The organism is Streptomyces sp. NPDC093252, from assembly GCF_040683675.1.
In the GTDB taxonomy this organism is placed as follows: domain Bacteria; phylum Actinomycetota; class Actinomycetes; order Streptomycetales; family Streptomycetaceae; genus Streptomyces.
The window spans coordinates 64,082-87,885 of record NZ_JBFBEM010000021.1; the positions used below are offsets into that span (position 1 = coordinate 64,082).

Sequence of the window (23,804 nt, forward strand, 5' to 3'; positions counted from 1 at the left end):
CCGGACATGCCACCCCCAGGAGTCACCGTGTATCGCCGTCCCGTGATCGTAACCTACCTGATAGGTGACTCACAAGCGTCGCCATGCGCCCCGAGCGGGCCCAAGCACCGCCCAAGAAATGCGTGCGCTTTACCTTGACAGCAACCTACCAAGAAGGTTTCTTTGGGTCATCGACGCCATCGGTTACCAGACACCGGAACCGGAGGGAGCCGTACCCCCACGCCCCTGTCACTTCCGTTCGGAGGCCGTCCATGGCACCAACCCGCCCGCGCACCGGGGGCGTTCCCGACGCCGTCGTCCGGCGCGGACCGCGATGGGACGTCAGCCAGAAGCTGGCCGTCGGCATCGTCTACGTGGCCGGCATCTTTCTGAGCACGCTCGACATGACCATCGTCAACATCGCGCTCCCCTCCATCGGCCGTGCCTTCGACGTCCCCTCCACCTCCGTCGACATCGTCTCCGTCTCCTACCTCGTCAGCCTCGCCGTCTTCGTGCCCTGCTCCGGCTGGCTCGGCGACCGCTTCGGCGGCAAGCGCACCCTGCTCACCGCCATCGGCGTCTTCACCCTGGCGTCCGCGCTGTGCGGCACGGCCACCAGCCTGAGCCAGCTCATCGCCTTCCGGATCCTCCAGGGCGCCGGCGGCGGCATGCTCGCCTCGGTCGGGATGGCGATGCTGCTGCGCGCCTTCCGCCCCGAGGAGCGGGTCCGCGCCTCCGCGATCCTCACCATGGCCAACGGCCTGGCCCCCACCCTGGGCCCGGTCCTCGGCGGCCTCCTGGTCAGCCAGGTCTCCTGGCGCGCGATCTTCTACGTCAATGTCCCCTTCGGGGTGCTCGCCGTGCTCTTCGGCGTCCTGTGCCTGCGCAACGAGCCCGCCCGGCCCGCCGAACGGCTCGACCTCACCGGGTTCCTGCTGGCCGCGTCCGGCTTCGGGCTGCTGATGTTCGGGGTCTCCGAGGGGCCCGAACGCGGCTGGGGCTCGGCGCCGGTGCTGACCGGACTGCTCTGCGGGGCGGCACTGCTGACCGGCCTGGTGCTGGTGTCGGTCCGCAAGCGGACCCCGATGATGGACTTCCGGCTGCTGCGCGTCCGGCTGTTCGCGGCCGGCACCACCGCGATGACCGTGCAGTCCGCGACCTTCCTCGGCACCCTGTTCCTGATCACCCTCTATCTCCAGGACGTGAGGGGCATGACCCCGCTGGCCGCGGGACTGGCGACCTTCCCCCAGTCCCTGGGGGTGGCCGTGGGCTCCCAGCTCGCCAGCCGGGTCCTGTACCGCACCCTGCGACCGCGCCGCCAGTTGATGCTGGGCGCGGCCGGCACCAGCGCGGCCGTGACCCTGATGGCCCTGCTGCTCGACGCGACCACCCCGCTCTGGCTGGTCGTCACCCTGCTGGTGCTGATGGGCCTGGCCGTCGGACAGGTCTTCCTGGGCACCCAGTCGGCGTCCTTCGCCACGGTCTCCGACGACTCCTCGGGGCGCGCCGCCACCCTCTTCAACGTCGGCCGGCGGATCGGCGGGGCCTTCGGGGTCGCGATCGTCACCACGGTCCTGGTCTCCGCCTCCGGCACCACCGGCGCGGACACCGGCGGCTACCGCGCCGCCTTCCTCACCGCGGCGGCCCTCAACCTCCTGGGCCTGTACGCCGCCTCCCGGGTCAACGACGAGGACGCGTCCCCCACGATCCCCAAGAAAACCCCCTGAGCACCCACCCCCTCAGGGGCGCTCTGCGGGAGGAACTGCGCGCCCAGCCCCACCCCACCCGCACTCACCCCCTCCCGCCCCACCCCCACGACGCCACCCCACACCCACTCACCCGCACCCACCCACCTCCCAGGGACACACCATGCCCAGAAGCAACGACGCTTCCACACCCACCCGCCGCCCCACCCCCTCCCGCTCCCGCCGCCCCGCGCTGGCCCTCACCGCCGCCCTCGCCCTCACCGCCACCGCAGGCTGTGCGGCAAGCGCGTCCCCCGGCGCCGAGGACCCCATCATCGTCTCGGTCTCGATCGCCGCCCCCGCCAACGCCCCGATCTTCCTCGCCGACGAGATGGGCTACTTCAAGGACGAGGGCCTCGACGTCAAGGTCGAGACCATCGCCAACGCCAGCCTCCAGATCGCCACCGGCAAGGTCCAGTTCGGTGCCGTCAACACCTCCACGGTCATCCAGTCCACCACCCAGGAGGAGATCGACCTCCAGCAGATCTGTGTGACCCAGGTGGACCCGTCCTACATGCTCGCCGTCAGCGACGCGGCCTGGGAGCGCAACAACATGTCGGACGACATGACGCTCAAGGAGCAACTGGCCGCGCTCGAAGGCGAGAACATCACCGCCATCGGCGGCCGGACCGTCAACCCCGGCGCCAAACTCCTGGAGGCCCTGCTGGAGAAGGAGGGCCTGCCCAGGGACTCGATCGGCGTGCTGTCCCAGGCGAACACCGCCGCCTCCACCGCCGCCTTCCAGAAGGGCCAGGTCGGCCTGGTCTTCCAGCCGCAGCCCATCCCCGACCAGGTGCTCTCCGTCGCCCCCGGGAAAATCATCTACGACACCGGCGCCTCCGACCTCTTCTCGGAGCTGGACAGCGTCGCCTGGTCCGGCATCGGCACCTCCCGCGCCTACGCCGAGGAGCATCCGGACGTCGCCGAGAAGGTCTGCAACGCCATCGGCAAGGCCAACAACTACCTCGACGAGGAGCCCGAGGCCGCCGCCAAGGCCCTCCAGGCCAGCATGAACTCCTTCAGCGAGGAGATCCTCGTCGACGCCATGCCCAGCTACAAGTGGGCCAAGGACGCCGATATGAGCGAGGAGCAGTTCAACCAGAGCATCCAGACCCTCGCCGACATGGGCATGTTCGAGATGCCCTCCGCGGACAAGCTCGCCAAGGCGTACACGGACGAGTACCAGAAGTGACCCCGTCACCCACCCGGACCCCCACCCGGACCCCCCGGACGACCACCCCCCGGAGGAAAACCCCCCGGACGACAACGACACCACCCCAGGGACAAGGCGGAGGAAAATGAAGCAGGACCTTGAGACGGCGCGGCCGACGATGATCCTCGGCGATCTCTCGCACCGGTTCGCGTCGCCCGACGGCAGGATGATGGATGTCCTCACGGACGTGAACCTCACCATCCGGGAGAAGGAGTTCTTCACCGTGGTCGGCCCGAGCGGCTGCGGCAAGAGCACCCTGCTCAACATCGTCACCGGGATGATCAAACCCACGGCCGGCGAGGTCCGGCTGCTCAGCGGCGACCGCGAGCTGGACCGCCTGGAGGTCGGCTACATCACCCAGGACTCCAATCTCTTCCCCTGGTTCACGGTCCTGGAGAACGTGATGATGCCGCTGGAGATCCGCAGGGTGCCCAAGCGGGAGCGCCAGGAGCGGGCCCGCGAGTGGATCAAGATCGTCGGCCTGGACGGGTTCGAGAACCACTACCCCCGCCAGCTCTCCGGCGGGATGCAGAAGCGCTGCTCCATCGCCCGCACCATGGTGTACGAGCCCGAGGTCCTTCTCATGGACGAGCCGTTCGGCGCGCTCGACGCGATCACCAAGACGACCATGCAGAAGACCGTCCTGGACCTGTGGCAGCGGCGGCAGACCTCGGTCGTCTTCATCACCCACGACCTCACCGAGGCCATCGCCCTCTCCGACCGGGTCGCCGTGATGACCGGCCGCCCCGGCCGGATCCGCCGCACGGTCGACATCCCGCTGGACCGCCCCCGGGACGTCTACAACATCACCGACTCGACGAACTTCCAGGAACTGCGGCGCGAGCTGTGGGGCCTGCTGGAAAACGACCTGGACTCCTAGGAGGAGAGCGCGATGGCAGTCGAAGAACCGCTTCAGATGCGGCGCGGCCGGGTCGTCCGGCAGAAGACCGGACGTCCGCGCGGACGCCACGGCATGCTGGTGCTCGCCGGACAACTCGGCGTCGTCCTGCTGATCCTGCTGTGCTGGCAACTGATCAGCGGCCGGTGGATCGACTACTTCCTGATCAGTAACCCGATCGATGTGATCGCCAAGCTGGTCGAGGTGAGCGGCGACAGCGAGATGCACCACCACATCCTGATCACCGGTCAGGAACTCGTCCTGGGCTGGTCGCTGGGCGCGGCCTGCGGCGCCGTCCTGGGCTGGGCGCTCGGCGCGGTGAAGATCGTCGGCGAGATCCTGGAGCCGATCCTGAACGCGATCAACGGCATCCCCAAGGTCGCGCTGGCCCCGATGATGCTGCTCTGGTTCGGTCTGGGCATCGGCTCGAAGATCGCGATCGCCAGCATGATCGTGTTCTTCCTGGTCTTCTTCAATGTCTACTCGGGCATGCGCAATGTGCCGCAGCCGCTGGTGGAGGTGGCCCGCGCGATGGGCGGCAGCCGGCTCTACGTGGTGCGCAAGGTGGTCGTCCCGTCAGTCGCCGTGCCGCTGTTCGCCGGTCTCAAGGCCGGGGTGTCGTTCGCGATGATCGGGGTCATCGCGGGGGAGTTCATCTCGGCCGACGAGGGGCTCGGCTACTACTCCATGACCTCGACCCAGCAGTTCGACCCGGCGGGTCTGTTCGCCGCGCTGGTGATCATCGTGGCGATGGTGGTGCTGGGCAGCGCGCTGATCGGCGTCTTCGAGAAGCGCGCCCTGAAGTGGCAGAACTGATGTCACCGGGACCGCCACCCCCCACATGACGGCCCCCTCGGCCCCCTCGGCCCCCGCCCGGCGCACTCCGGACGGGGGCCGGGGTACGGCCCTACGACACCCCCTACGGGTAGCTCACGAGGTGGGCGACCCCTACGGATAGCTCACGAGGTTGGCGACATTCGTCGTCGAGTTGGACGGCCCACCCCGGTCGTTGATCACATGCCGGATCGTCCCCGTGCCGCCCAGCGACACCGTCACCATGCTGGTGAACCGCACATTCGGCGTGTTCGGCGCCTCGATGGCCCGCTCGGCGGCCACCCCCGGATTGACATTGAAGTAGCAGTAGCTCCCGAACCCGTACACCTGATGACTGGTCACCGTGTTCGCGACCTTGTAGGCGGCGTAGCCCTGGGTGCCGCCGTTCATCCAGGACGCCTGGTTGGGCGGGTCGTAGGGCATTTCGTTCTGGTAGAAGTACGTGCGCCCGCCGTTGCCGTTCCAGATGGTCTGGTACTTCTGGTAGTGCTCGACGAAGAGGCCGTACATGGTGACGTTGTCCCCGTTGACGATGAGTCCGGTGTCGCCGGTGTTGCTGTTCCAGCCGATGCCCGAGCCGTGGTCGCCGCGCCAGACCCACAGATGGTCGCCGATGACATGGTCGCTGTTGACGACGATGCTGGTGGTGGCCTTGCCGACGGCCGCGCCGCCGACGCGGAAGTAGACGTCGTGCAGCGAGGTGGGGTTGGCGGCGTGGGAGGCGGCGGAGTTGGCGGGGCCGACCTCCAGCAGGCTGGGGGAGTTCACCGTCCCCGCGTCGAAGAGCACTCCGGCGAGCTTCACCCCGTCGACATCGGCGACGCGCATCGCGGTGATGCCGTTGTCCGGGATGAAGGTGGCCAGCCCGAGACCCAGGACGACGGTGTCGGGACGGTTGATCTGGAGGGTCTGGTTGAGACGGTAGACCCCGGGCGTCACCAGCAGGTTCTTGCCCGCCGCGAGCGCCGTGTTGATCTCCGCGGCCGTCGCGCCCGGCTTGACGATGTGGAACTGGTCGATCGGCAGCGACGACCCCGCCGCCGTACCGTTCACCCACCCCGTCGCCGCCGAGTTGGACTTGAGCGACGGCACGAACACCCGGTAGGCGCCGTTCTCGTCCACGTACAGGAACGGCTTCTCGCGGACCACCGGGGTCTGCGCGACCGTGGTGTACGGCGGGCTCGGGAAGCTGGTCGCGGGGACGCCCTGGCTGCCGACGAAGACCATGTTCCAGTTGGACCCGGTCCAGCTCCCCAACTGTGAGTTACGGGTCAGCCACTGCTGCTGCGTACCCGAGTTGACCTGGCCGTCGATCCTGGTGTCGGCCATGAACCCACCGCTGGACCAGCCGCCGTCGCTCAGCTCCAGATTGCCCCGCACATGCATCCGCCGGTACGCCGACGCCTGCGACACCGACCACCGGTCGGTACCCCCGGCCGGATTCACCGACAGGTTCTCGGCGCCGCGCCAGAAGTTCTGAGTGGCGTTCTGCGGCGGGAACCAGTCCGCCTCCACATGCACGGCCCCGTTGATGTTCACCGAGTCCGGCGACAGCCCGAGCCCCGCGACCTGGGTGTAGAAACCGACATTGACATCCGCGTTGTACGACCCCGGCTTGAACAGCACGGCATAGCGCTGCGCGCCGAACTGATTGGTCTCTTGCTGCTGGAAGATGGAGTTCACGCGGCTCTGGATGGTCGACGCGGACATCGACGGATCGAAGACCACGACATTGGGGCCGAGATCGGGATTGACCGCCGACTGCTCCACCGGCACCACCTGGAACCGCTGCGCCGCGCTGCCGTTGCAGGTGTACTGCACGTACTGCACCCCGTCGGCGGTGGACGCGGCCGGGTCGTCCAGGCACTTGCCGCTGTTGCGGTTGACGAACCGGTAGACCCCGCCGCCCTCGTGGACCGGCAGCCACTGCTGGTTGGTGCCGCCGCCGTAGGCCCACAGATGGACGGCCGCGTTGTCGGCGGTCGACACATTGGAGACATCCACCACCTTGGTGGCGTCCCCCCGGCTGTTGATCCGGACATGGCCGTCGCTGGTGGCGGTGAACGACCACTGCTGGGCGGTGCTGCCGTTGCAGCCGTACTGCTGGACGGCCGTGCCGTTCGCGGTCCCGGCGGCGCGGGCGTCCAGGCACCGGCCGCTCGCGGCGTTCATGACGGTCGCCCAGCCGGCCGGGAGCGCCGCCTCGGCGGCGGAGGCGGTGGGCGCCGGGGCGGCCGTCAGAAAGGAGGCGGCAGCGGCGGCGACCAGCCCCGCCGACAGGGATTTACGGGGCGTTCTGCGGGGTCCCCGGGAAGCGGGACGCGAGAAAGGGAACACGTGTTCTCCTCGCCGATGGTTCGGCTCAGCGGGTGGGGGAGCGGAGGGAGCGAAACGGAGGGGGTGAAACCGGTGGAGCGAAACGGAGGGGGTGAACCGGAGGGGGCGAAACGGAGTTGGGGTCAGCCGGTGTATCCGGCGAACACCCGGGTGTAGTCCCAGGCCGACTGGGCGACCCCGGAGCAACTGTCGGCCGGACCACCGGTGCAGGGCCGGTCCCGGTTGGCGGACCAGAAGGTCAGCCGCGCCAGATGATGCTGCTGGGCGTAGGCCAGCACGGTGCGGAAGTCGGCGACGGTGACCGTCTCGTTCTGATCGGTGATCCCGTTCATCGACGAGATCCCCATCGACCGGTACGCCTGGTCGTCGCTGTACCCGTACGCCGTCCGCAGCGCGTTCTTGAGCCCCTCGGCGGCCCGCACGGTCAGCGTGCCCATGTTCTGTCCGGCGCCGCCGAAGTTGAACGGCATGATCGTCCAGCCGTCCACGGTCAGCCCCGAGGAGGCCGCCCGGTTGATCAGACTCGTGTCGGGCCCGTTCTGCCCGGTGCCGATGGTGACGTACACCTTCAGGCCCGGGTTGCCGGCCTTGACCGTCTTCAGGGCGTCCACCGTGCGCTGCTGCACGGTGGGGCTGTCGTAGGCGGCGGCCTCGATGTCGATGTCGATCGCCTTGAGCCCGAAGGCGCTGATCACCCGCTGATAGGCGGCGGCCAGCTCACCCGCGCTCCCGCAGGAACTCTCCAGCTTGTTGCCGCTCCAGCCGCCGAAGGACGGGATGACATCGCCGCCGTTGGCCCGCACGGTGGTGATGGTCTGCTGGTCCACCCCGCCGGTCAGCGCCCGCGAGCCGTCCCACTGCGGATTGCAGTACCCATTGCTCAGCACGAAGGCCAGCGTGAACCACTTCACGCCGGTCGCGTTGGTGATCGTCGTCGGACTCGGCGGCGACCCCCATCCGTTGTAGAGGTACGGCGCCACCGCCATCGGCACGGACGGGCTCGGGCCCCCGGCCGCCGGGGCGGTCCACTTCTGGTTGGCCGCGCCCGTGCAGCTCCAGATCTGCGCCCGGGTGCCATTGGCGGAGCTGCTCCCGGTGACGTCCAGACACTTGCCGGCCTGCGGATTGACGATGTCCCGCGCGGCGGTGACGGTCCACTGCTGGTTGGCACCGCCGGAGCAGGTCCAGAGCTGGGCGGTGGCGCCGTTGGCGGTGGAGTTCCCGGTCACGTCCAGGCACTTGCCGAGCGCCCGGATCGTCCCGTCGGTCCCGACGGTCCACTGCTGGGCACCGGTCCCATTGCAGTCGTAGAGCTGTACGGGGGTGCCGTCGGCGGAGTTCGCCCCGGCGACGTCGAGGCACTTGCCCGCGAGCCCGGTGATGGTGCCGGTGGCGGCCTGGGCGGGGGCGGCGCCGAGCAGCCCGGCGGCGAGGGCGAGGGTGGTGGCCGCGACGGCGGCGGTCAGGGAGACGGAACGGGGGAAGGACCTGGCTCTGGCCATGGTGGGGGGTGGCCTTTCGCGAGGGTGGGCACCGGCGGCCGTCGTCACCTTCTGAACGTTCCGGATGGCTGGGGGTGCTCACGGGCTGGGGGTCGCTCGGTGAAGCTAAAGGTCCGGACCACTTCCGTCAAGATGTGAAGTAAGAAGTGAGGGAAGGGGTTTCGGGACGGGACCCCGGGGAGCGGCCGTCCGGCCGGTCCCCGGGGTAGCGGCCGTCCGGCCGGTCCCCGGGAGCCACCGGGCCCCGCGAACCGGCGCGCGTCCTTCCCCGGGCCCCGCACCCCGGCGTGGTACTGCTGACCTTCACCACTCCCCACCCCCACCCCTGGTGCTGCCTCCCCGCCCCCCACCCCTGGTGTCGCCGCCATGCCCCACCGCGCCGCTCCGCAACCCGCCCCGCAACCCGCTCCGCGCCCCGACCCGCGTGCCGCCCCGCTCTCCCCCGAGCGCCTCACCGCCTTCGGCGACGGAGTGTTCGCCATCGCGATCACTCTCCTCGCCCTGGACATCACCGTCCCCGACGGCCTGCCCGACGCCGAGGTCGCCGACGCCGTCCGGGACACCCTGCCCTCGATCGGCGCCTACCTGCTCTCCTTCGCCGTCATCGGCACCCTCTGGCTGGCCCAGCACCGGCTGCTCCGCCAGGTCGCCCAGGTCGACCACTGGCTTCTCTACGGCCACTTCGCCCTGCTCGCCGTCGTCGCCGCGCTGCCCTTCCCGACCCGGCTGATCAGCGAGTACGGCACCACCGTCACCGCCACCGCGGTCTATGCCGGGACGATCACCCTGGGCCTCGCCCTGCGCTGCGCGATGTACGCCCGGCTGCTCGCCGCCCCCGCGCTGACCACCCCGCACAGCACCCCCGCCCACCTCAGGGCGGCGCTGCGCGACAGCGTGCTGCTGGCCCTGGTCTTCGGCACGTCGATCGCCGTCGCCTTCGCGTCCGCGACGGCCGCCAAGTACTGGTGGCTCCTCGCCCTTCCCGGCCGCCGCCTGGTCCGCGGCCGGGGCGGGCGGCGCTCCGGGAAACCCACGCCGTAGCCGCTCCCCGGACCGCCTACCCTGGAGGGCATGACCAGCAGCGGCGACCGGAGCACGGCAGTGACGGCAGTGGAAGCTCAAGAGAATCCGACGTACGAGATCCGCACCTACGGATGTCAGATGAACGTCCACGATTCCGAGCGATTGGCCGGCCTGCTGGAGGGCGCCGGATACGTCCGCGCCGCCGCCGACGCGAACGGCGACGCCGATGTCGTCGTCTTCAACACCTGCGCGGTCCGCGAGAACGCCGACAACAAGCTGTACGGCAACCTCGGCCACCTCGCCCCCATGAAGACCAAGCGCCCCGGCATGCAGATCGCGGTCGGCGGCTGTCTGGCCCAGAAGGACCGCGACACCATCGTCAAGCGGGCCCCCTGGGTCGATGTCGTCTTCGGCACGCACAACATCGGCAAGCTCCCGGTCCTGCTGGAGCGCGCCCGCGTCCAGGAGGAGGCGCAGGTCGAGATCGCCGAGTCCCTGGAGGCGTTCCCGTCCACCCTGCCGACCCGCCGCGAGAGCGCCTACGCCGCCTGGGTCTCCATCTCCGTCGGCTGCAACAACACCTGCACCTTCTGCATCGTCCCCGCGCTGCGCGGCAAGGAGAAGGACCGCCGCCCCGGCGACATCCTCGCCGAGATCGAGGCCCTGGTCGCCGAGGGCGTCTCCGAGATCACCCTGCTCGGCCAGAACGTCAACGCCTACGGCTCCGACATCGGCGACCGCGAGGCGTTCAGCAAACTGCTGCGCGCGTGCGGCGCGATCGAGGGCCTGGAGCGCGTCCGCTTCACCTCCCCCCACCCCCGCGACTTCACGGACGACGTGATCGCGGCGATGGCCGAGACCCCCAACGTCATGCCGCAGCTCCACATGCCGCTCCAGTCCGGCTCGGACCCGGTCCTCAGGGCGATGCGCCGCTCCTACCGCCAGGACCGCTACCTGGGGATCATCGAGAAGGTCCGCGCGGCCATCCCGCACGCCGCGCTCACCACCGACATCATCGTCGGCTTCCCCGGCGAGACCGAGGAGGACTTCGAGCAGACCCTCCATGTGGTGCGCGAGGCCCGCTTCGCCCAGGCGTTCACCTTCCAGTACTCCAAGCGCCCCGGCACCCCGGCCGCCACCATGGACGGCCAGATCCCCAAGGCGGTCGTCCAGGCCCGCTACGAGCGGCTGGTCGCCCTCCAGGAGGAGATCTCCTGGGACGAGAACAAGAAGCAGGTCGGCCGGGTGGTGGACCTGATGGTCGCCGAGGGCGAGGGCCGCAAGGACGGCACCACCCACCGCCTCTCCGGCCGCGCCCCCGACAACCGCCTGGTCCACTTCACCAAGCCGGCCGACGAGGTCCGCCCCGGGGACGTCGTCACCGTCGAGATCACCTACGCCGCCCCGCACCATCTGCTCGCCGAGGGCGAGGTCCTCAAGATCCGCCGCACGCGCGCGGGCGACGCCTGGGAGCGGCGCACCGCGGAACCCGCCAAGCCGACGGGGGTCCTCCTGGGCCTCCCGACGATCGGCGTCCCGGCACCACTGCCGGTGGCGACGGGCGCGTGCGGGGTTCTGGACTGACCGTCCTGGGCTGGGCGCGCAGGGCTGGGCGCGCAGGGCGGCCGGGCCGGGCCGGGCCCGCGGGTGCGTACCGCCGACCTGACGGTGCCGCCCGGACCGAGTCGCTCCGGACCGGCTGTTCCGCATCGGCCGCTGCCGAGCGCATGGCCGGAGCGTCGTGACGGGAACGCCGTGCCCCGATCGCCGTGCCCCGATCGGCTGTGATGAGAACGCGTGACGGGATCGCCGTGGCCGGACCGCCATGAGCCCGACCGCCATGAGCGGACCGCATGACAGGACCGCCGTGACGGAGTCTCGCCCTGACCCGGGCGGCTACCCTGCGGATCATGCTTGTCGCCGCAGCCGTCTGCCCCTGTCCGCCGCTGCTGGTGCCCGAGGTTGCCTCGGGTGCCGCGCCCGAACTCGACTCCGCGCGCGCCGCCTGCGTGGACGCGCTCGGCGTCCTCGCCGCCGCCCGCCCCGACCGCCTGGTGGTGATCGGCCCGGTGCCGGAGGAACCAGAACCGGGGACGTACCCCCAGGGCACCCGGGGCTCCTTCCACGGCTTCGGCGTGGACCGCGAGGTACATCTGGGGGACGTCGGCCCGGCAACCGAGTCGGCCCCCTCGGCGGCAGCCGCCCCGCTGCCCGTCTCCCTCGCCGTCGGCGCCTGGCTGCTGGAGCGGACCGGATGGGCGGACGCCCCGATCGAGGGACGCGCGGTGGGGGAACCGTTCGACGCCGAGCGGTGTATCAAGATCGGGAGGGAGATCGCGGCGGGGCCGGACGAGCGGGTCGCGCTGCTGGTGATGGGCGACGCCAGCGCCTGCCGCACGCTCAAGGCGCCTGGCTATCTCGATCCCCGTGCGGAGCCGTACGACACGGCCGTCGCGGAGGCCCTCGGCGCAGCCGACGTGGCGGCGCTGAAGGCGCTGGACCCCGGGCTGTCCCGGGAGCTGAAGGTGTCCGGGCGCGCCCCCTGGCAGGTACTGGCGGGAGCGGCCGAGGACGCCGGTCTGTCGGGCACGCTGCTGTACGAGGAGGCGCCCTACGGGGTGGGGTACCTGGTGGCGACCTGGTCGTAGGGCCCCCTGGCCGTGGGGCCCCGGCGGGCAGCCGCACGCCGACCGCCAAACTTCTGAACCTCCCGAACCTGCCGGATCTGCCGAACCTGCCGGACCTGTCGCCCGGCCCTGCCCCGCCCCCGCCCGCTCGCGCATCCGTCACCTCCGCAAACGGCCGACGGCCGGGAGCCCGTACGCTCCACGGCCGTCCGCCGGTGATACCGCCGTGCTCAGGAGGCCGGCGGGGCGGGCGGTGGGGTGCCGGGTGAGGCGTCGCCGCCGCTGGGGCCGGTGGTGCCGCTGTCGGCGCCGCCGCCGGTGGGGGTCCCGTCCGGTGCGTCCTTGTGCGCGAGGCGGTCCATGGCGTCCTTGGCCTTGCCCGTACCGCTCTGGATCTTCTCGCTGTACTTGCCCTTGGTCCGGTCGTCGACCGCCTTCGCGGCCTTGTCGATGCCGTGCGTGATCTTGTCCCCGTGCTGCTGCGCGAGGTCCGACACCTTGTCCTTGGCCGGGGCGAGCTTGGCCTTCAAATTGTTCAGGAGACTCATGGTCCACCTTCCCTCACGGGACCGTAGGTGCGTACGAATCCGTACGACACCTTTCTACGGCGCCTGTCTGTGACAACCGCCTGGGACAGCGATCTATGTCCGGGCGCCCTCGCCGGCCTCATTGTCGGCGGCCTCGGCGGCGGACTGCTGGTGGGGGATCTCGACGCTCGCGGTGGCCGGGACCTCGGTGTCCCGGGCCGTCCGCTCCCCGGCCGTCGCCGCCGCGTCGGAACCGTCCGTCTGCACCGCCGCTCCGGTCCCGGACTCCGCACCCGACCCGGCCCCGGCCCCGGTCACCGTGTCCGAAACGGCCTCAGTGCCCGCCTCGGCCGCCGTCACCGTGTCCGTCTCCGTGCCCGGCGTGGCGTCCCCGGCCGGATTCCCGGCACCCGACGACACCTCCTCCGTGGCGGCCTCCTCCGTGCTCTTCGACCTCCGAAGAAATCGCGCAAAAACTCCCATATCCACTCCATACGGTACTCGTGCGGGCGAAATCCCGCGTCGTCCGGTGCGTCCGATTGCGCCGCCCGGGGCGCCGTCTCCATGAGCGGACGGCGAACCTCGCATCGGGCAACGACTCCGGACCCCACCCGTCACGTAACTCGTTCGAGGGCCCGCCCGCAGGTTTGCGAGACTGGTCCCGTGAGCAGCGCACCCCCCGCCCCCCGAGTCATTGCTGTCGTCGGCCCCACCGCGGCCGGAAAATCCGATCTCGGCGTTCACCTCGCCCAGCGGCTCGGGGGAGAGGTCGTGAACGCCGACTCCATGCAGCTATACCGGGGGATGGACATCGGGACCGCCAAACTGACGCCGCGCGAGCGGGACGGCGTACCGCACCATCTGCTCGACATCTGGGACATCGGTGTCACCGCCTCCGTCGCCGAGTACCAGCGCCTGGCCCGCGCCCGGATCGACGCCCTGCTCGCGGCCGGCCGCTGGCCGATCCTGGTCGGCGGCTCCGGCCTCTACGTCCGCGGGGCCGTCGACAACCTGGAGTTCCCCGGCACCGACCCGGACGTCCGGGCCCGGCTGGAGGAGGAACTCCTGCTGCGCGGCTCGGGCGCGCTGCACGCCCGCCTCGCCGTCGCCGACCCGGAGGCGGCGCGGGCCATCCTGCCCAGCAACGGCCGCCGGATCGTCCGCGCCCTGGAGGTGATCGAGATCACCGGCCGCCCCTTCACCGCGAACCTCCCCGGCCACGACTCGGTCTACGACACCCTCCAGATCGGTGTCGACGTGGCCCGCCCCGAGCTGGACGAGCGGATCGCCCGCCGGGTCGACCGGATGTGGGAGGCCGGTCTCGTCCAGGAAGTGCGCGCACTGGAGGCGCAGGGGTTGCGCGACGGGCGTACGGCGTCCCGGGCCCTCGGCTACCAGCAGGTCCTCGCCGCGCTCGCCGGGGAGTGCTCCATGGAAGAGGCTCGCGCGGAGACCGTCCGGGCCACCAAGCGCTTCGCGCGCCGCCAGGATTCATGGTTCAGACGCGACCCCCGGGTGCATTGGCTCAGTGGGGCCGCGGCGGACCTCGGGGAACTTCCGCGACTCGCACTGGCGTTGGTCGAACGACCGGTCACAGCCTGATCACGTCATGGCATCGGGACGCCCAGGCCGTCATCCGGGCGTTCGGGGCCGTGCCATCATCAAGCTTCGATCGACCAGTGAGTCCGAGTTGGGAGGGCGCGTGGCGATGGAGGCCGGCCCTCGCGACACCGCACAAGACACCGAACCCGTCACCGCCGACCGCGGCCGTCCGGAAACGGACGATCACCGTCCAGGTCTCGGCCTGACCCCCGACGGACCCGATGACACGGCCGACGGCGGGGTGAGCCAGGACGGGCCGGAGCCCGAGGAGATGTTCGCGGGCGGCCCCGAGGTCGAGGTCGAACTGCGCCCCCAGCGCCGGCTGCGGCTCTGGCAGCTCGCCCCCATCGTCGGTCTGGCCGCGCTCGGCTCCCTGATGTTCGCCTTCCCGCTCGCCTTCGACTTCGGCGACAGCGGGGCCGTGATCGCGATGCTGGGCCTGCTGATCTGCTCCTGCGCGGCCGGCTGGGGCATGATGGCCGCCCGCCGCGTCGGCTACTCCTGGCCCGGCCTCTCCCCCCGCGACCCCGACCGCCGCACCGACTGGCGGATCGCGGCGCTGTACGCGGTGGTCGTCGCCGCGGTGGTGGTCCTGGCGGTGTGGCGCGTGGCCCGACTGCGCTGAGCGACTGCGCTGAGCCGGTCCACGACTGCGCTGAGCCGGGCGGCGGCGGGCTGGAGCGGGGTGCCGGACGGCGGGGGCACGGTGGTGATCCGTCGGTCGAGGTTCCCGGACCCACCCCTTACGATCGAGGAATGAGCACGCGGATCGCCTTCCTCAAGGGTCACGGCACCGAGAACGACTTCGTGATCGTCCCGGACCCCGAGAACGCAGTCGACCTGCCCCCGGCCGCCGTCGCCGCCCTGTGCGACCGCCGCGCCGGCATCGGCGGTGACGGACTGCTGCACGTGGTGCGCTCCGCCGCTCATCCCGAGGCCAGGGCGATGGCGGCCGAGGCGGAGTGGTTCATGGACTACCGCAACGCCGACGGCTCGATCGCCGAGATGTGCGGCAACGGCGTCCGGGTCTTCGCCCGCTATCTCCAGCGTGCCGGAGAGATCACGGAGGGCGATCTCGCGGTCGCCACCCGCGGCGGGGTCAAGCGGGTGCACCTCGCCAAGGACGGCGACATCACCGTCGGCATGGGCGCCGCCCGGCTCCCCGAGGGCGAGGTCACCGTACGCGTCGGCGAGCGGAGCTGGCCCGCGCGGAACGTGAACATGGGCAACCCGCACGCGGTCGCCTTCGTCGCCGACCTCGGCCATGCCGGGGACCTGCTCACCGCGCCTCCCTTCAGTCCGGCCGCCGCCTACCCGGACGGCGTCAATGTGGAATTCGTCGTGGACCGCGGCCCCCGCCATGTGGCGATGCGCGTCCACGAGCGGGGCTCGGGCGAGACCCGCTCCTGCGGCACCGGCGCCTGCGCGGTCGCCGTCGCCGCCGCCCGCCGGGACGGCACCGACCCTGCGGCCACCGGGACACCCGCGACCTACACCGTGGACGTCCCCGGCGGTCGGCTGGTGATCACCGAACGCCCGGACGGCGAGATCGAGATGACCGGTCCCGCCGTCATCGTGGCGGAGGGGCTGATCGACGGGGAGTGGCTGGCGGCCGTGCGGGGGTGAGGAATTCGCCCCCGTTCGCACTGCGGAGGGCGACCTGATCCCAAGAGTCGCACGCCCCACTGACAACGGCCCTCCGCCCGGCACCGCCCGCGAGACGACCCGGGCCGGGAGAAGAGCGGCACCGCCCCCGCGGCCACCCAGATCGGGAGATGAGCGGGACCGCCCCTGAGGCCACCCAGGTCGGCGGAAGAGCGGGACCGCCCGCGAGGCCACCGAAGCCGGGAGAAGAGCGGCGGCGCCCCGAATGGGCGTTCTGCCCCGTATCGACGCCACACAGCCCACGCTCAGTCCAAACCTCCCCGCGGTCGCTCGAAGGGGTGATCCGTTTCACGCTCGGCGGGAGGCGGTCAACCGGGCGTGTTCCGCTCGATAGCATCAAGCACCGGCCCGGACGGGGGGCGGTAGTCGCCCCCTGAGCCCGTGTCAGCCCTGGGGCATCCCGTCCGCCGGTCAACGCAGCCGGAGGTGCCCATGAGTGCGGAGGCCACGAACCCCGCGACCCCAGGCCCGGTCACGGACGCCGTGCTCGGCCCCGTGGCCGGCCAGGCCGCCCGCCGCAAGGCCCGCCCCCGGCTCGACCTGCGCCGTCTCGGCCGGGCCGCGCTGCTGGCCGCACCCGGACGCGATCGCCTGCCGGACGCGATCGGCCATGTCGTGGACGCCCATCGCGCCCACCACCCCGACGCCGATCTCGAACCCCTGCGCCGCGCCTACGTCCTGGCCGAGTCCTCGCACCGCGGCCAGATGCGCAAGAGCGGCGAGCCCTACATCACCCACCCCCTCGCGGTGACCCTGATCCTCGCCGAACTCGGCGCGGAGACCACGACCTTGACCGCCTCCCTCCTCCACGACACCGTCGAGGACACGGAGGTGACCCTCACTCAGGTCGGCGAGCAGTTCGGCGAGGAGGTCCGCTACCTGGTCGACGGCGTCACCAAGCTGGAGAAGGTCGACTACGGAGCCGCCGCCGAGTCCGAGACCTTCCGCAAGATGCTGGTCGCCACCGGCAACGACGTCCGCGTGATGTCGATCAAACTCGCCGACCGGCTGCACAACATGCGCACCCTCGGCGTGATGCGCCCCGAGAAGCAGGCCCGTATCGCCAAGGTCACCCGGGACGTCCTCATCCCCCTCGCCGAACGTCTCGGCGTCCAGGCCCTCAAGACCGAGCTGGAGGACCTGGTCTTCGCGATCCTCCACCCCGAGGAGTACGACCACACCCGCGCGCTGATCGGGGAGAACACCGCCCGTGCCGCCGACCCGCTCACCGAGGTCGTGGACGAGGTCCGCACGGTCCTCCAGGACGCCGACATCACCGCCGAAGTCCTCGTCCGGCCCCGCCACTTCGTCTCCGTGCACCGGGTCTCCCGCAAGCGCGGCCACCTGCGGGGCGCCGACTTCGGGCGGGTCCTGGTCCTGGTCGCCGAGGACGCCGACTGCTACGCCGTCCTGGGCGAGCTGCACACCTGTCTGACGCCGGTCGTCTCGGAGTTCAAGGACTTCATCGCCGTACCCAAGTTCAACCTCTACCAGTCGCTGCACACCGCCGTGGCCCGGCCCGACGGGCAGGTCGTCGAAGTCCTCATCCGCACCCAGCAGATGCACCAGGTCGCCGAGGCCGGAGTCGTCGCCCTGGGTAACCCCTACGCGCCCGGCACCGAGGAGTCCCCGGCCGAGGGCGAGCGCATCGACCCCACCCGCCCCGGCTGGCTCTCCCGGCTCCTGGACTGGCAGCGCGCCGCGCCCGACCCCGACACCTTCTGGTCCACCCTGCGCGAGGACCTCGCCCAGGACCGCGAGATCACCGTCTTCCGCCCCGACGGCGGCACCCTCGGTCTTCCCGAGGGCGCCACCTGCGTGGACGCCGCCTACGCCCAGTACGGGGAGGACGCGCACGCGTGCATCGGCGCCAGCGTCAACGGGCGCCTCGCCACGCTCAGCACGGTCCTCAGGGACGGCGACACCGTCCAGCTCCTCATGGGCCAGGACCCCGCCTCCGAACCGTCCCGCGAGTGGCTGGACCACGCCCACACCCCCGCCGCCCGGATCGCCATCCAGCGCTGGCTGGCGACCCACCCGACCCCGGCCGCCGACACGCCGGGAACGGGCCGGGAAGGGGGCACAGAGGGACCGCCGGAGGCCGCCGCCGCGCCGGGGTCCGCGACAGCCTCCCCCGCCACCCCTCCCCAGCCGGTCAGTGTCCGCCCCGCCGCCAACATCGTCCTCGACCCGCCCGGCGCGAGCGTCCGGCTCGCGGGCTGTTGTACGCCCGTACCGCCCGACGCGGTCACGGGCTTCGCCGTCCGGGGGGGAGTGGTGACCGTGCACCGCGCGGAGTGCGCCGCGGTGGCCCGGATGAAGAACGCGGGGCGCGCGGAGATCGCCGTGCGCTGGGGCGAGTCCAGCGAGTGCCGGGTGACGCTCGTCGCCGAATCGTTCGTCCGTCCGCATCTGCTGGCCGACCTCACCGAGGCGATGGCCGTGGAGGGCGCCGAGATCGTCTCCGCGACGGTCGAGCCACCGAGCCAGCAGCGCGTCCGCCACACCTACACCGTCCAGCTCCCCGACGCCTCCCGGCTGCCCTCCCTCATGCGCGCGATGCGCAATGTGCCCGGCGTCTTCGACGTGAACCGCGCGCGACACGCCGCGGCGGCCTCCTGAACGGGGCTCCCCGGGGCCGGGTTTCCGCAACAGCCCTCCAGGGGGCGATCTCCCGCAACCGACCCCAGTGGGCGGTTTCCCGGAGGGCATCCCCGCCCGCATCCCCCCGTTCGGCCCGCATCCCCCCGTTCGGGGGGACCGGCGCGCGTCCTCCCCTGCGGGTGCCCGCCCGGCTGGTAGCGGTGGTCCATGCCGCACAGTTCCCCCACCCCCCGCCCGCCCCGTGCCCGCCGTCGCCCGGGTCCGGCCGTGTCCGCCCTGCTGGCGTCGGCCGTCTCCGTCTGCCTGGTCGCGGCGAGCGCCCCGGCGACCCCCCTGGGCGTCGGCGACCGGCTCTTCCCGTACCTGGGCAACCCGGGATACGACGTGGCGTCGTACGACCTGTCCTTCGTCTACGGCGGCAGCAACAACGAACCGCTCAACGCCGTCACCACCATCGACGCCTGGACGACGACCCGGCTGGACACCGTCAATCTGGACTTCACCCACGGTGACGTCCGGTCCGTCACGGTCGACGGTGTCCCCGCGGCCTTCACCAGCGTCGGCGAGGACCTGGTGATCACCCCGGAGGACCGGCTCGGCGCGGGGGAGTGGATGCGGATCACCGTGCGGCACACCAGCGACCCCCGGCCCGACCCCGACCGCGACGGCGGCTGGGTGCGCACCGCCGACGGACTCGCCATGGCCAATCAGGCGGATGTCGCCCACACGGTCTTCCCGTGCAACGACCACCCCTCCGACAAGGCCCTGTTCACCATCCGCGTCACCGCCCCGGACGGCTACACCGCCGTGGCCAACGGCCTCCCCACGGGTGTGGACCGCGCCGGCGACACCATCACCCGCACCTACCGCACCCGCCATCCCATGGCCACCGAACTCGCCCAGGTCTCCATCGGCCGCTCCACCGTCCTGCACCGCACCGGCCCGCACGACCTGCCGGTCCGCGACGTCGTCCCCACCCAGTACCGCGAGCAGCTCGAACCCTGGCTGAAGAAGACCCCCGCGCAGATCTCCTGGATGGAGGACCGCGTCGGCCCCTACCCCTTCGAGACCTACGGGCTCCTCATGGCGGACGCCGCCACCGGCTTCGAACTGGAGACACAGACCCTCTCCCTCTTCGAACGCGGCCTCTTCATGGAGCCCGCCTACCCCGAGTGGTACGTCGACTCGATCATGGTGCATGAGCTGGCCCACCAGTGGTTCGGCGACAGCGTCTCCCCGCGCGCGTGGTCCGACCTCTGGCTCAACGAGGGACACGCCACCTGGTACGAGTCCCTCTACGCCGAGGAGCGCGCGGGCCGTACCCTCCAGGCGCGCATGAAGGCCGCGTACGGCGCCTCCGACCGCTGGCGCGCCACCGGCGGCCCTCCGGGCGCCCCCAAGGTGCCCGCCCCCGGCGACAAGATCGGCATCTTCCGCCCCAACGTCTACGACGGCGCCGCGCTGATCCTCTACGCCCTCCGCCAGGAGATCGGCACCCCCGTCTTCGACCGCCTGCAACGCGCCTGGGTCACCCGGCACAAGGACGGCGTGGCCGGCACCCGCGACTTCATCGACCTGGCCTCCGACCTCGCCGACCGCGACCTCGACGGCTTCTTCCAGGGGTGGCTGTACGCCGAGAAGACCCCACCGATGCCGGGCCACCCCGACTGGACGTCGGAGCCCCCGGCGAAGAAGCCCGCCTCCGCCGGATAACACAGTGACGAGACGAGGCGGCCCGTGAGACCATCGTCAGGTCGGCGACACGGTCCGCTCCGAATCCACCAAAATCACGAGATCCACCTGATCCACGAGATCTACAGGTTCCACCGGGTCTACGGGTTCTACCGGATCCACCGGAGTAAAACGCCCTGGCCACGGGAATCTCCCGAAGGTCCCGTGCGTTGAGCACAGTGACGGGCCGGGCTCCGCAGCCCCGCCTCCACCCCGTCGCCGCCCCACGGCAACCCCATCGACGTAAGGATCAAATGACCTCCTCTTCATCCCCTTCCCAGGACACCCAGCGCCCCGCGCACAGCTACTCCGACGGTCTTCGGGCCGATGCCCTGATGGAAGAGGACGTCGCCTGGAGCCACGAGATCGACAGCGAGCGCGACGGCGACCAGCTCGAACGCTCCGACCGCGCGGCCCTGCGCCGGGTGGTGGGCCTCTCCACCGAGCTGGAGGACGTCACCGAGGTCGAGTACCGCCAGCTCCGGCTGGAGCGGGTCGTCCTCGTTGGCGTCTGGACCTCGGGGACCCTCTCCGACGCCGAGAACTCCCTCGCCGAGCTGGCCGCCCTCGCGGAGACCGCCGGCGCGGTCGTGCTCGACGGTGTGTTCCAGCGCCGCGACAAGCCCGACGCCGCCACCTACATCGGTTCCGGCAAGGCCGAGGAACTGCGTGATGTCGTCCTCGAATCCGGCGCCGACACGGTCGTCTGCGACGGTGAGCTGAGCCCCGGCCAGCTCATCCACCTCGAAGACGTCGTCAAGGTCAAGGTCATCGACCGTACGGCCCTGATCCTGGACATCTTCGCCCAGCATGCCAAGTCCCGAGAGGGCAAGGCACAGGTCTCGCTCGCGCAGATGCAGTACATGCTGCCGCGGCTGCGCGGCTGGGGTCAGTCGCTGTCCCGGCAGATGGGCGGCGGCAAGGGCGGCGGCCTCGCCACCCGCGGTCCCGGTGAGACCAAGATCGAAACGGACCGGCGGCGGATCCGCGAGAAGATGGCGAAGATGCGCCGGGAGATCGCGGAGATGAAGACCGGGCGCGATATCAAGCGCCAGGAGCGCCGCCGCAACAAGGTGCCCTCGGTCGCCATCGCCGGCTACACCAACGCGGGCAAGTCCTCGCTGCTCAACCGCCTCACCGGCGCGGGCGTCCTGGTCGAGAACGCCCTGTTCGCGACCCTCGACCCGACCGTCCGCCGGGCCGAGACCCCGAGCGGCCGGCAGTACACCCTGGCGGACACCGTCGGCTTCGTCCGGCATCTGCCGCACCACCTGGTCGAGGCGTTCCGCTCCACCATGGAGGAGGTCGGCGACGCCGATCTGATCCTCCATGTGGTGGACGGCTCGCACCCGGTCCCGGAGGAGCAGCTCGCCGCCGTACGCGAGGTGATCAGGGACGTCGGCGCCACCGGCGTACCCGAGATCGTCGTGATCAACAAGGCGGACGCCGCCGATCCGCTGGTCCTCCAGCGGCTGCTCCGCATCGAGAAGCGCGCACTCCCGGTCTCCGCCCGCACGGGCGAGGGCATCGCCGAGCTGATCGCGCTGATCGACAACGAACTGCCCCGGCCGTCCGTCGAGATCGAGGCCCTGGTGCCCTACACCCACGGCAAGCTGGTCGCCCGCGCCCATGACGAGGGCGAGATTCTCTCCGAGGAGCACACCGCGGACGGCACCCTCCTGAAGGTACGGGTCCACGAGGAACTCGCCGCCGAACTGACCCCATACATCCCGACCCCGGCAGCCTGACCCGCCAACAGCCACCGAGAAGGCCCGCCCCCGATGTGTTGGGGGCGGGCCTCACTCATACCGCCAACCGCCGACCGCCGGTCGCCATGGTTGGGTCGCGGACTTCCCCGCTAGACCTCCCCGCACCCGGCACGGAACTGCGCAGAGCCACACGAGCGGCGGGGAGGCGCAGCCCTGGACGACTGCGTCCCCGCAGCAGCCATGGCCCCGCCACCGCCACCTTCGGTCCTCGCTACTGCCCGGCGAACTTCTCACTCACCGCGTCGAACACACCCTTGGCCTCCTCGCCCAGCCGTGGCCCGGCCAGCCATCCCGCGGTCACCGGACCGATCGACGTGTTGGAGACCAGCGCGGGCTCACCGCCGGACCCGGTCGCCACCCAGCCACCGCCCGACGAACCACCCGTCATGGTGCACCCGATCCGATACATCGTCGGGTCCGTCTCCGTGATCGACAGCCGCCCCGGCTTGTCCTCGCACTGATACAGCGCCTGCCCGTCGAACGGCGCCGCCGCCGGATACCCCGTCGCCGTCATGCTGTCCATCTCCGGCACCGACGGAGCATCGAAGTCCACCGGCAGCGCCGCCCCCACGGTCTCCTCCAGCGAAGTGCCCCCGGCACCCTCCTCCGGAGTCACATGGATCACCGCGAAGTCGTACGCCGCACCGTCACCCCCGGTCGGCCCACCCTGCTCGATCCACTGGTCAGAGGTCTGCACCCAGTCCGCCCACCAGACACCGTACGGAGCGACCTCCTCCTCGGAGGCGGTCTCCAACTCCTGGGCCGTCATCGCCGAGTCGTTGTACGACGGCACGAACGCGATGTTCCGGTACCAGCCCCCGCTCTTACCTGCGTGCACACAGTGCCCCGCCGTCCAGACCATGTTGGACTTGCCGGGATTCGCCGGGTCCTGCACGACCGTCGCCGAGCAGACCATCGTGCCCTCGGGGGAGTCGAAGAGCAGCTTCCCGGCCTCCGGCACGCTGTCGTGGTACTGCGCCGGCACCGCCTGCGCCTCCACGGGCTCCGGCGTGGGATCGGTCACCCCCTGGTCACCGGAGATGTCGTTCTCCTCGACCCCCTGGTCAGGCTCCTCCGCGTCCCGCATCCGGTCCGAATCCCACAGGCCCTCGATGATCGGGTTGATGAACTCGTCGGCCTCGCGCAGCCAGTCGTCCCGGTTCCAGTTCTTCCACTCACCGTCCCGCCAGGAATCGAGGTCTATCCCGTAGTCCTTGAGCCGGTCCTTGATGTCGTCCGGAATCTGGATCTTGTCGTCACCGGCCGCCGCCGTGGCCGACGCGGCGGCATCGTCCGCCGACGTCCCGCCCGACCCGCCGCACGCCGTCGCCGTCAGCCCCAGCACCGACACCAGCGCCACCGCGGCCAGCACCGGCGACGTTCTGCGCCGCGTTCGACTCCCCCGACGAGCGATGAACGACGGCCGAATGGATCGCATGGTGTTACTCCCCCTGATATGAACGGATTTCGGCCCAACAGCGGTGACCTCGGCAAAGCCCCCAGGGAACTCCGCACCCCGACCGCCCGGCCCTTGGGAACGGCCCCCCACACTATGCGGTCGCTGTGGGGGACTTCCGACGGATCGGCAACGGTTCGGCCACAGGCTCCCTGACCAGCGAGGCAGACGGCCTCAGCCGTAGCGGTCCCCTCAGCACGAGGATCCAGCGGCACGGCGTAACCCGTTGCGGGGTGGGGTGTTGGAGGTGTGGGTTCCTCAGCCATCTCGTCGCACAAGCCCCTCCACTCAT

General features: G+C 71.0%; 18 protein-coding genes. 13 read left to right on the plus strand and 5 right to left on the minus strand.

Going from position 1 to position 23,804, the window contains the following annotated elements:
• Window positions 1–251: 251 nt before the first annotated feature.
• The 4 genes from AB0O01_RS33720 to AB0O01_RS33735 all read left to right on the plus strand — a co-directional run bounded on the left by AB0O01_RS33720 (window position 252) and on the right by AB0O01_RS33735 (window position 4,651).
• Window positions 252–1,706: a DHA2 family efflux MFS transporter permease subunit gene (locus tag AB0O01_RS33720; RefSeq protein ID WP_365319504.1), complete on the plus strand. Its 1,455-nt coding sequence runs from the start codon at window positions 252–254 to the stop codon at window positions 1,704–1,706.
• 142 nt (window positions 1,707–1,848) lie between these two features.
• Window positions 1,849–2,916: an ABC transporter substrate-binding protein gene (locus AB0O01_RS33725; RefSeq protein ID WP_365319505.1), complete on the plus strand. Its 1,068-nt coding sequence runs from the start codon at window positions 1,849–1,851 to the stop codon at window positions 2,914–2,916.
• Window positions 2,917–3,022: 106 nt separating this feature from the next.
• The gene (locus AB0O01_RS33730; RefSeq protein WP_365319506.1) at window positions 3,023–3,817 is read left to right on the plus strand and encodes an ABC transporter ATP-binding protein; all 795 of its coding nucleotides are present in this window, start codon (window positions 3,023–3,025) and stop codon (window positions 3,815–3,817) included.
• Window positions 3,818–3,829: 12 nt separating this feature from the next.
• Entirely contained in the window at window positions 3,830–4,651 is an 822-nt protein-coding gene (locus AB0O01_RS33735) for an ABC transporter permease (RefSeq protein ID WP_365319508.1), read from the plus strand.
• A 132-nt stretch (window positions 4,652–4,783) separates the two neighbouring features.
• Here the strand turns inward: AB0O01_RS33735 and AB0O01_RS33740 are convergent, their stop codons facing one another.
• Both AB0O01_RS33740 and AB0O01_RS33745 read right to left on the minus strand, forming a co-directional pair.
• Window positions 4,784–6,949: an RICIN domain-containing protein gene (locus AB0O01_RS33740; protein WP_365319598.1), complete on the minus strand. Its 2,166-nt coding sequence runs from the start codon at window positions 6,947–6,949 to the stop codon at window positions 4,784–4,786.
• A gap of 179 nt (window positions 6,950–7,128) precedes the next feature.
• Complete coding sequence (locus tag AB0O01_RS33745; RefSeq protein WP_365319509.1) at window positions 7,129–8,508, minus strand: lectin; 1,380 nt, start codon at window positions 8,506–8,508, stop codon at window positions 7,129–7,131.
• Window positions 8,509–8,874: 366 nt separating this feature from the next.
• Between AB0O01_RS33745 and AB0O01_RS33750 the strand changes: the two genes are divergently transcribed.
• From AB0O01_RS33750 to AB0O01_RS33760, 3 genes are all read left to right on the plus strand, one after another.
• Window positions 8,875–9,549: a TMEM175 family protein gene (locus AB0O01_RS33750; RefSeq protein WP_365319511.1), complete on the plus strand. Its 675-nt coding sequence runs from the start codon at window positions 8,875–8,877 to the stop codon at window positions 9,547–9,549.
• Between the two features lie 30 nt (window positions 9,550–9,579).
• Window positions 9,580–11,115, plus strand: a complete 1,536-nt coding sequence (gene miaB, locus AB0O01_RS33755; RefSeq protein ID WP_365319513.1) for a tRNA (N6-isopentenyl adenosine(37)-C2)-methylthiotransferase MiaB — start codon at window positions 9,580–9,582, stop codon at window positions 11,113–11,115.
• Between the two features lie 326 nt (window positions 11,116–11,441).
• On the plus strand, window positions 11,442–12,179 hold the full coding sequence (locus AB0O01_RS33760) for a class III extradiol dioxygenase subunit B-like domain-containing protein (protein WP_365319515.1): 738 nt from the start codon (window positions 11,442–11,444) through the stop codon (window positions 12,177–12,179).
• Between the two features lie 209 nt (window positions 12,180–12,388).
• Here the strand turns inward: AB0O01_RS33760 and AB0O01_RS33765 are convergent, their stop codons facing one another.
• Together AB0O01_RS33765 and AB0O01_RS33770 are read right to left on the minus strand one after the other, a co-directional pair.
• On the minus strand, window positions 12,389–12,706 hold the full coding sequence (locus AB0O01_RS33765; RefSeq protein ID WP_365319517.1) for an antitoxin: 318 nt from the start codon (window positions 12,704–12,706) through the stop codon (window positions 12,389–12,391).
• 93 nt (window positions 12,707–12,799) lie between these two features.
• Entirely contained in the window at window positions 12,800–13,168 is a 369-nt protein-coding gene (locus AB0O01_RS33770) for a hypothetical protein (protein WP_365319519.1), read from the minus strand.
• Window positions 13,169–13,348: 180 nt separating this feature from the next.
• Between AB0O01_RS33770 and miaA the strand changes: the two genes are divergently transcribed.
• The 6 genes from miaA (at window position 13,349) to hflX (ending at window position 22,035) form a co-directional block, all read left to right on the plus strand.
• Entirely contained in the window at window positions 13,349–14,287 is a 939-nt protein-coding gene (miaA, locus tag AB0O01_RS33775) for a tRNA (adenosine(37)-N6)-dimethylallyltransferase MiaA (protein ID WP_365319521.1), read from the plus strand.
• Window positions 14,288–14,393: 106 nt separating this feature from the next.
• On the plus strand, window positions 14,394–14,912 hold the full coding sequence (locus AB0O01_RS33780; RefSeq protein WP_365319600.1) for a hypothetical protein: 519 nt from the start codon (window positions 14,394–14,396) through the stop codon (window positions 14,910–14,912).
• A gap of 131 nt (window positions 14,913–15,043) precedes the next feature.
• The gene (gene dapF / locus AB0O01_RS33785; RefSeq protein ID WP_365319523.1) at window positions 15,044–15,913 is read left to right on the plus strand and encodes a diaminopimelate epimerase; all 870 of its coding nucleotides are present in this window, start codon (window positions 15,044–15,046) and stop codon (window positions 15,911–15,913) included.
• A gap of 471 nt (window positions 15,914–16,384) precedes the next feature.
• A complete protein-coding gene (locus tag AB0O01_RS33790) occupies window positions 16,385–18,574 on the plus strand; it encodes an HD domain-containing protein (protein WP_365319525.1) in 2,190 nt (729 codons plus the stop codon).
• Between the two features lie 189 nt (window positions 18,575–18,763).
• On the plus strand, window positions 18,764–20,269 hold the full coding sequence (locus AB0O01_RS33795; protein WP_365319527.1) for a M1 family metallopeptidase: 1,506 nt from the start codon (window positions 18,764–18,766) through the stop codon (window positions 20,267–20,269).
• Between the two features lie 272 nt (window positions 20,270–20,541).
• Window positions 20,542–22,035 (plus strand): GTPase HflX, encoded by a 1,494-nt coding sequence (gene hflX / locus AB0O01_RS33800; protein ID WP_365319528.1) that lies wholly within the window; start codon window positions 20,542–20,544, stop codon window positions 22,033–22,035.
• A gap of 232 nt (window positions 22,036–22,267) precedes the next feature.
• On the opposite strand, the gene AB0O01_RS33805 is transcribed toward hflX, so the two are convergent.
• On the minus strand, window positions 22,268–23,494 hold the full coding sequence (locus AB0O01_RS33805) for a hypothetical protein (RefSeq protein WP_365319530.1): 1,227 nt from the start codon (window positions 23,492–23,494) through the stop codon (window positions 22,268–22,270).
• Window positions 23,495–23,804: the final 310 nt, after the last annotated feature.

Excerpts from the sequence above, each read along its gene's own strand:
- AB0O01_RS33720 (WP_365319504.1), top strand. The coding sequence starts at position 252 with ATGGCACCAACCCGCCCGCGCACCGGGGGCGTTCCCGACGCCGTCGTC.
- AB0O01_RS33725 (WP_365319505.1), top strand. The coding sequence starts at position 1,849 with ATGCCCAGAAGCAACGACGCTTCCACACCCACCCGCCGCCCCACCCCC.
- AB0O01_RS33730 (WP_365319506.1), top strand. The coding sequence starts at position 3,023 with ATGAAGCAGGACCTTGAGACGGCGCGGCCGACGATGATCCTCGGCGAT.
- AB0O01_RS33735 (WP_365319508.1), top strand. The coding sequence starts at position 3,830 with ATGGCAGTCGAAGAACCGCTTCAGATGCGGCGCGGCCGGGTCGTCCGG.
- AB0O01_RS33745 (WP_365319509.1), bottom strand. The coding sequence starts at position 8,508 with ATGGCCAGAGCCAGGTCCTTCCCCCGTTCCGTCTCCCTGACCGCCGCC.
- AB0O01_RS33750 (WP_365319511.1), top strand. The coding sequence starts at position 8,875 with ATGCCCCACCGCGCCGCTCCGCAACCCGCCCCGCAACCCGCTCCGCGC.
- miaB (WP_365319513.1), top strand. The coding sequence starts at position 9,580 with ATGACCAGCAGCGGCGACCGGAGCACGGCAGTGACGGCAGTGGAAGCT.
- AB0O01_RS33760 (WP_365319515.1), top strand. The coding sequence starts at position 11,442 with ATGCTTGTCGCCGCAGCCGTCTGCCCCTGTCCGCCGCTGCTGGTGCCC.
- AB0O01_RS33765 (WP_365319517.1), bottom strand. The coding sequence starts at position 12,706 with ATGAGTCTCCTGAACAATTTGAAGGCCAAGCTCGCCCCGGCCAAGGAC.
- AB0O01_RS33770 (WP_365319519.1), bottom strand. The coding sequence starts at position 13,168 with ATGGGAGTTTTTGCGCGATTTCTTCGGAGGTCGAAGAGCACGGAGGAG.
- AB0O01_RS33780 (WP_365319600.1), top strand. The coding sequence starts at position 14,394 with ATGGAGGCCGGCCCTCGCGACACCGCACAAGACACCGAACCCGTCACC.
- dapF (WP_365319523.1), top strand. The coding sequence starts at position 15,044 with ATGAGCACGCGGATCGCCTTCCTCAAGGGTCACGGCACCGAGAACGAC.
- AB0O01_RS33790 (WP_365319525.1), top strand. The coding sequence starts at position 16,385 with ATGAGTGCGGAGGCCACGAACCCCGCGACCCCAGGCCCGGTCACGGAC.
- AB0O01_RS33795 (WP_365319527.1), top strand. The coding sequence starts at position 18,764 with ATGCCGCACAGTTCCCCCACCCCCCGCCCGCCCCGTGCCCGCCGTCGC.
- hflX (WP_365319528.1), top strand. The coding sequence starts at position 20,542 with ATGACCTCCTCTTCATCCCCTTCCCAGGACACCCAGCGCCCCGCGCAC.
- AB0O01_RS33805 (WP_365319530.1), bottom strand. The coding sequence starts at position 23,494 with ATGCGATCCATTCGGCCGTCGTTCATCGCTCGTCGGGGGAGTCGAACG.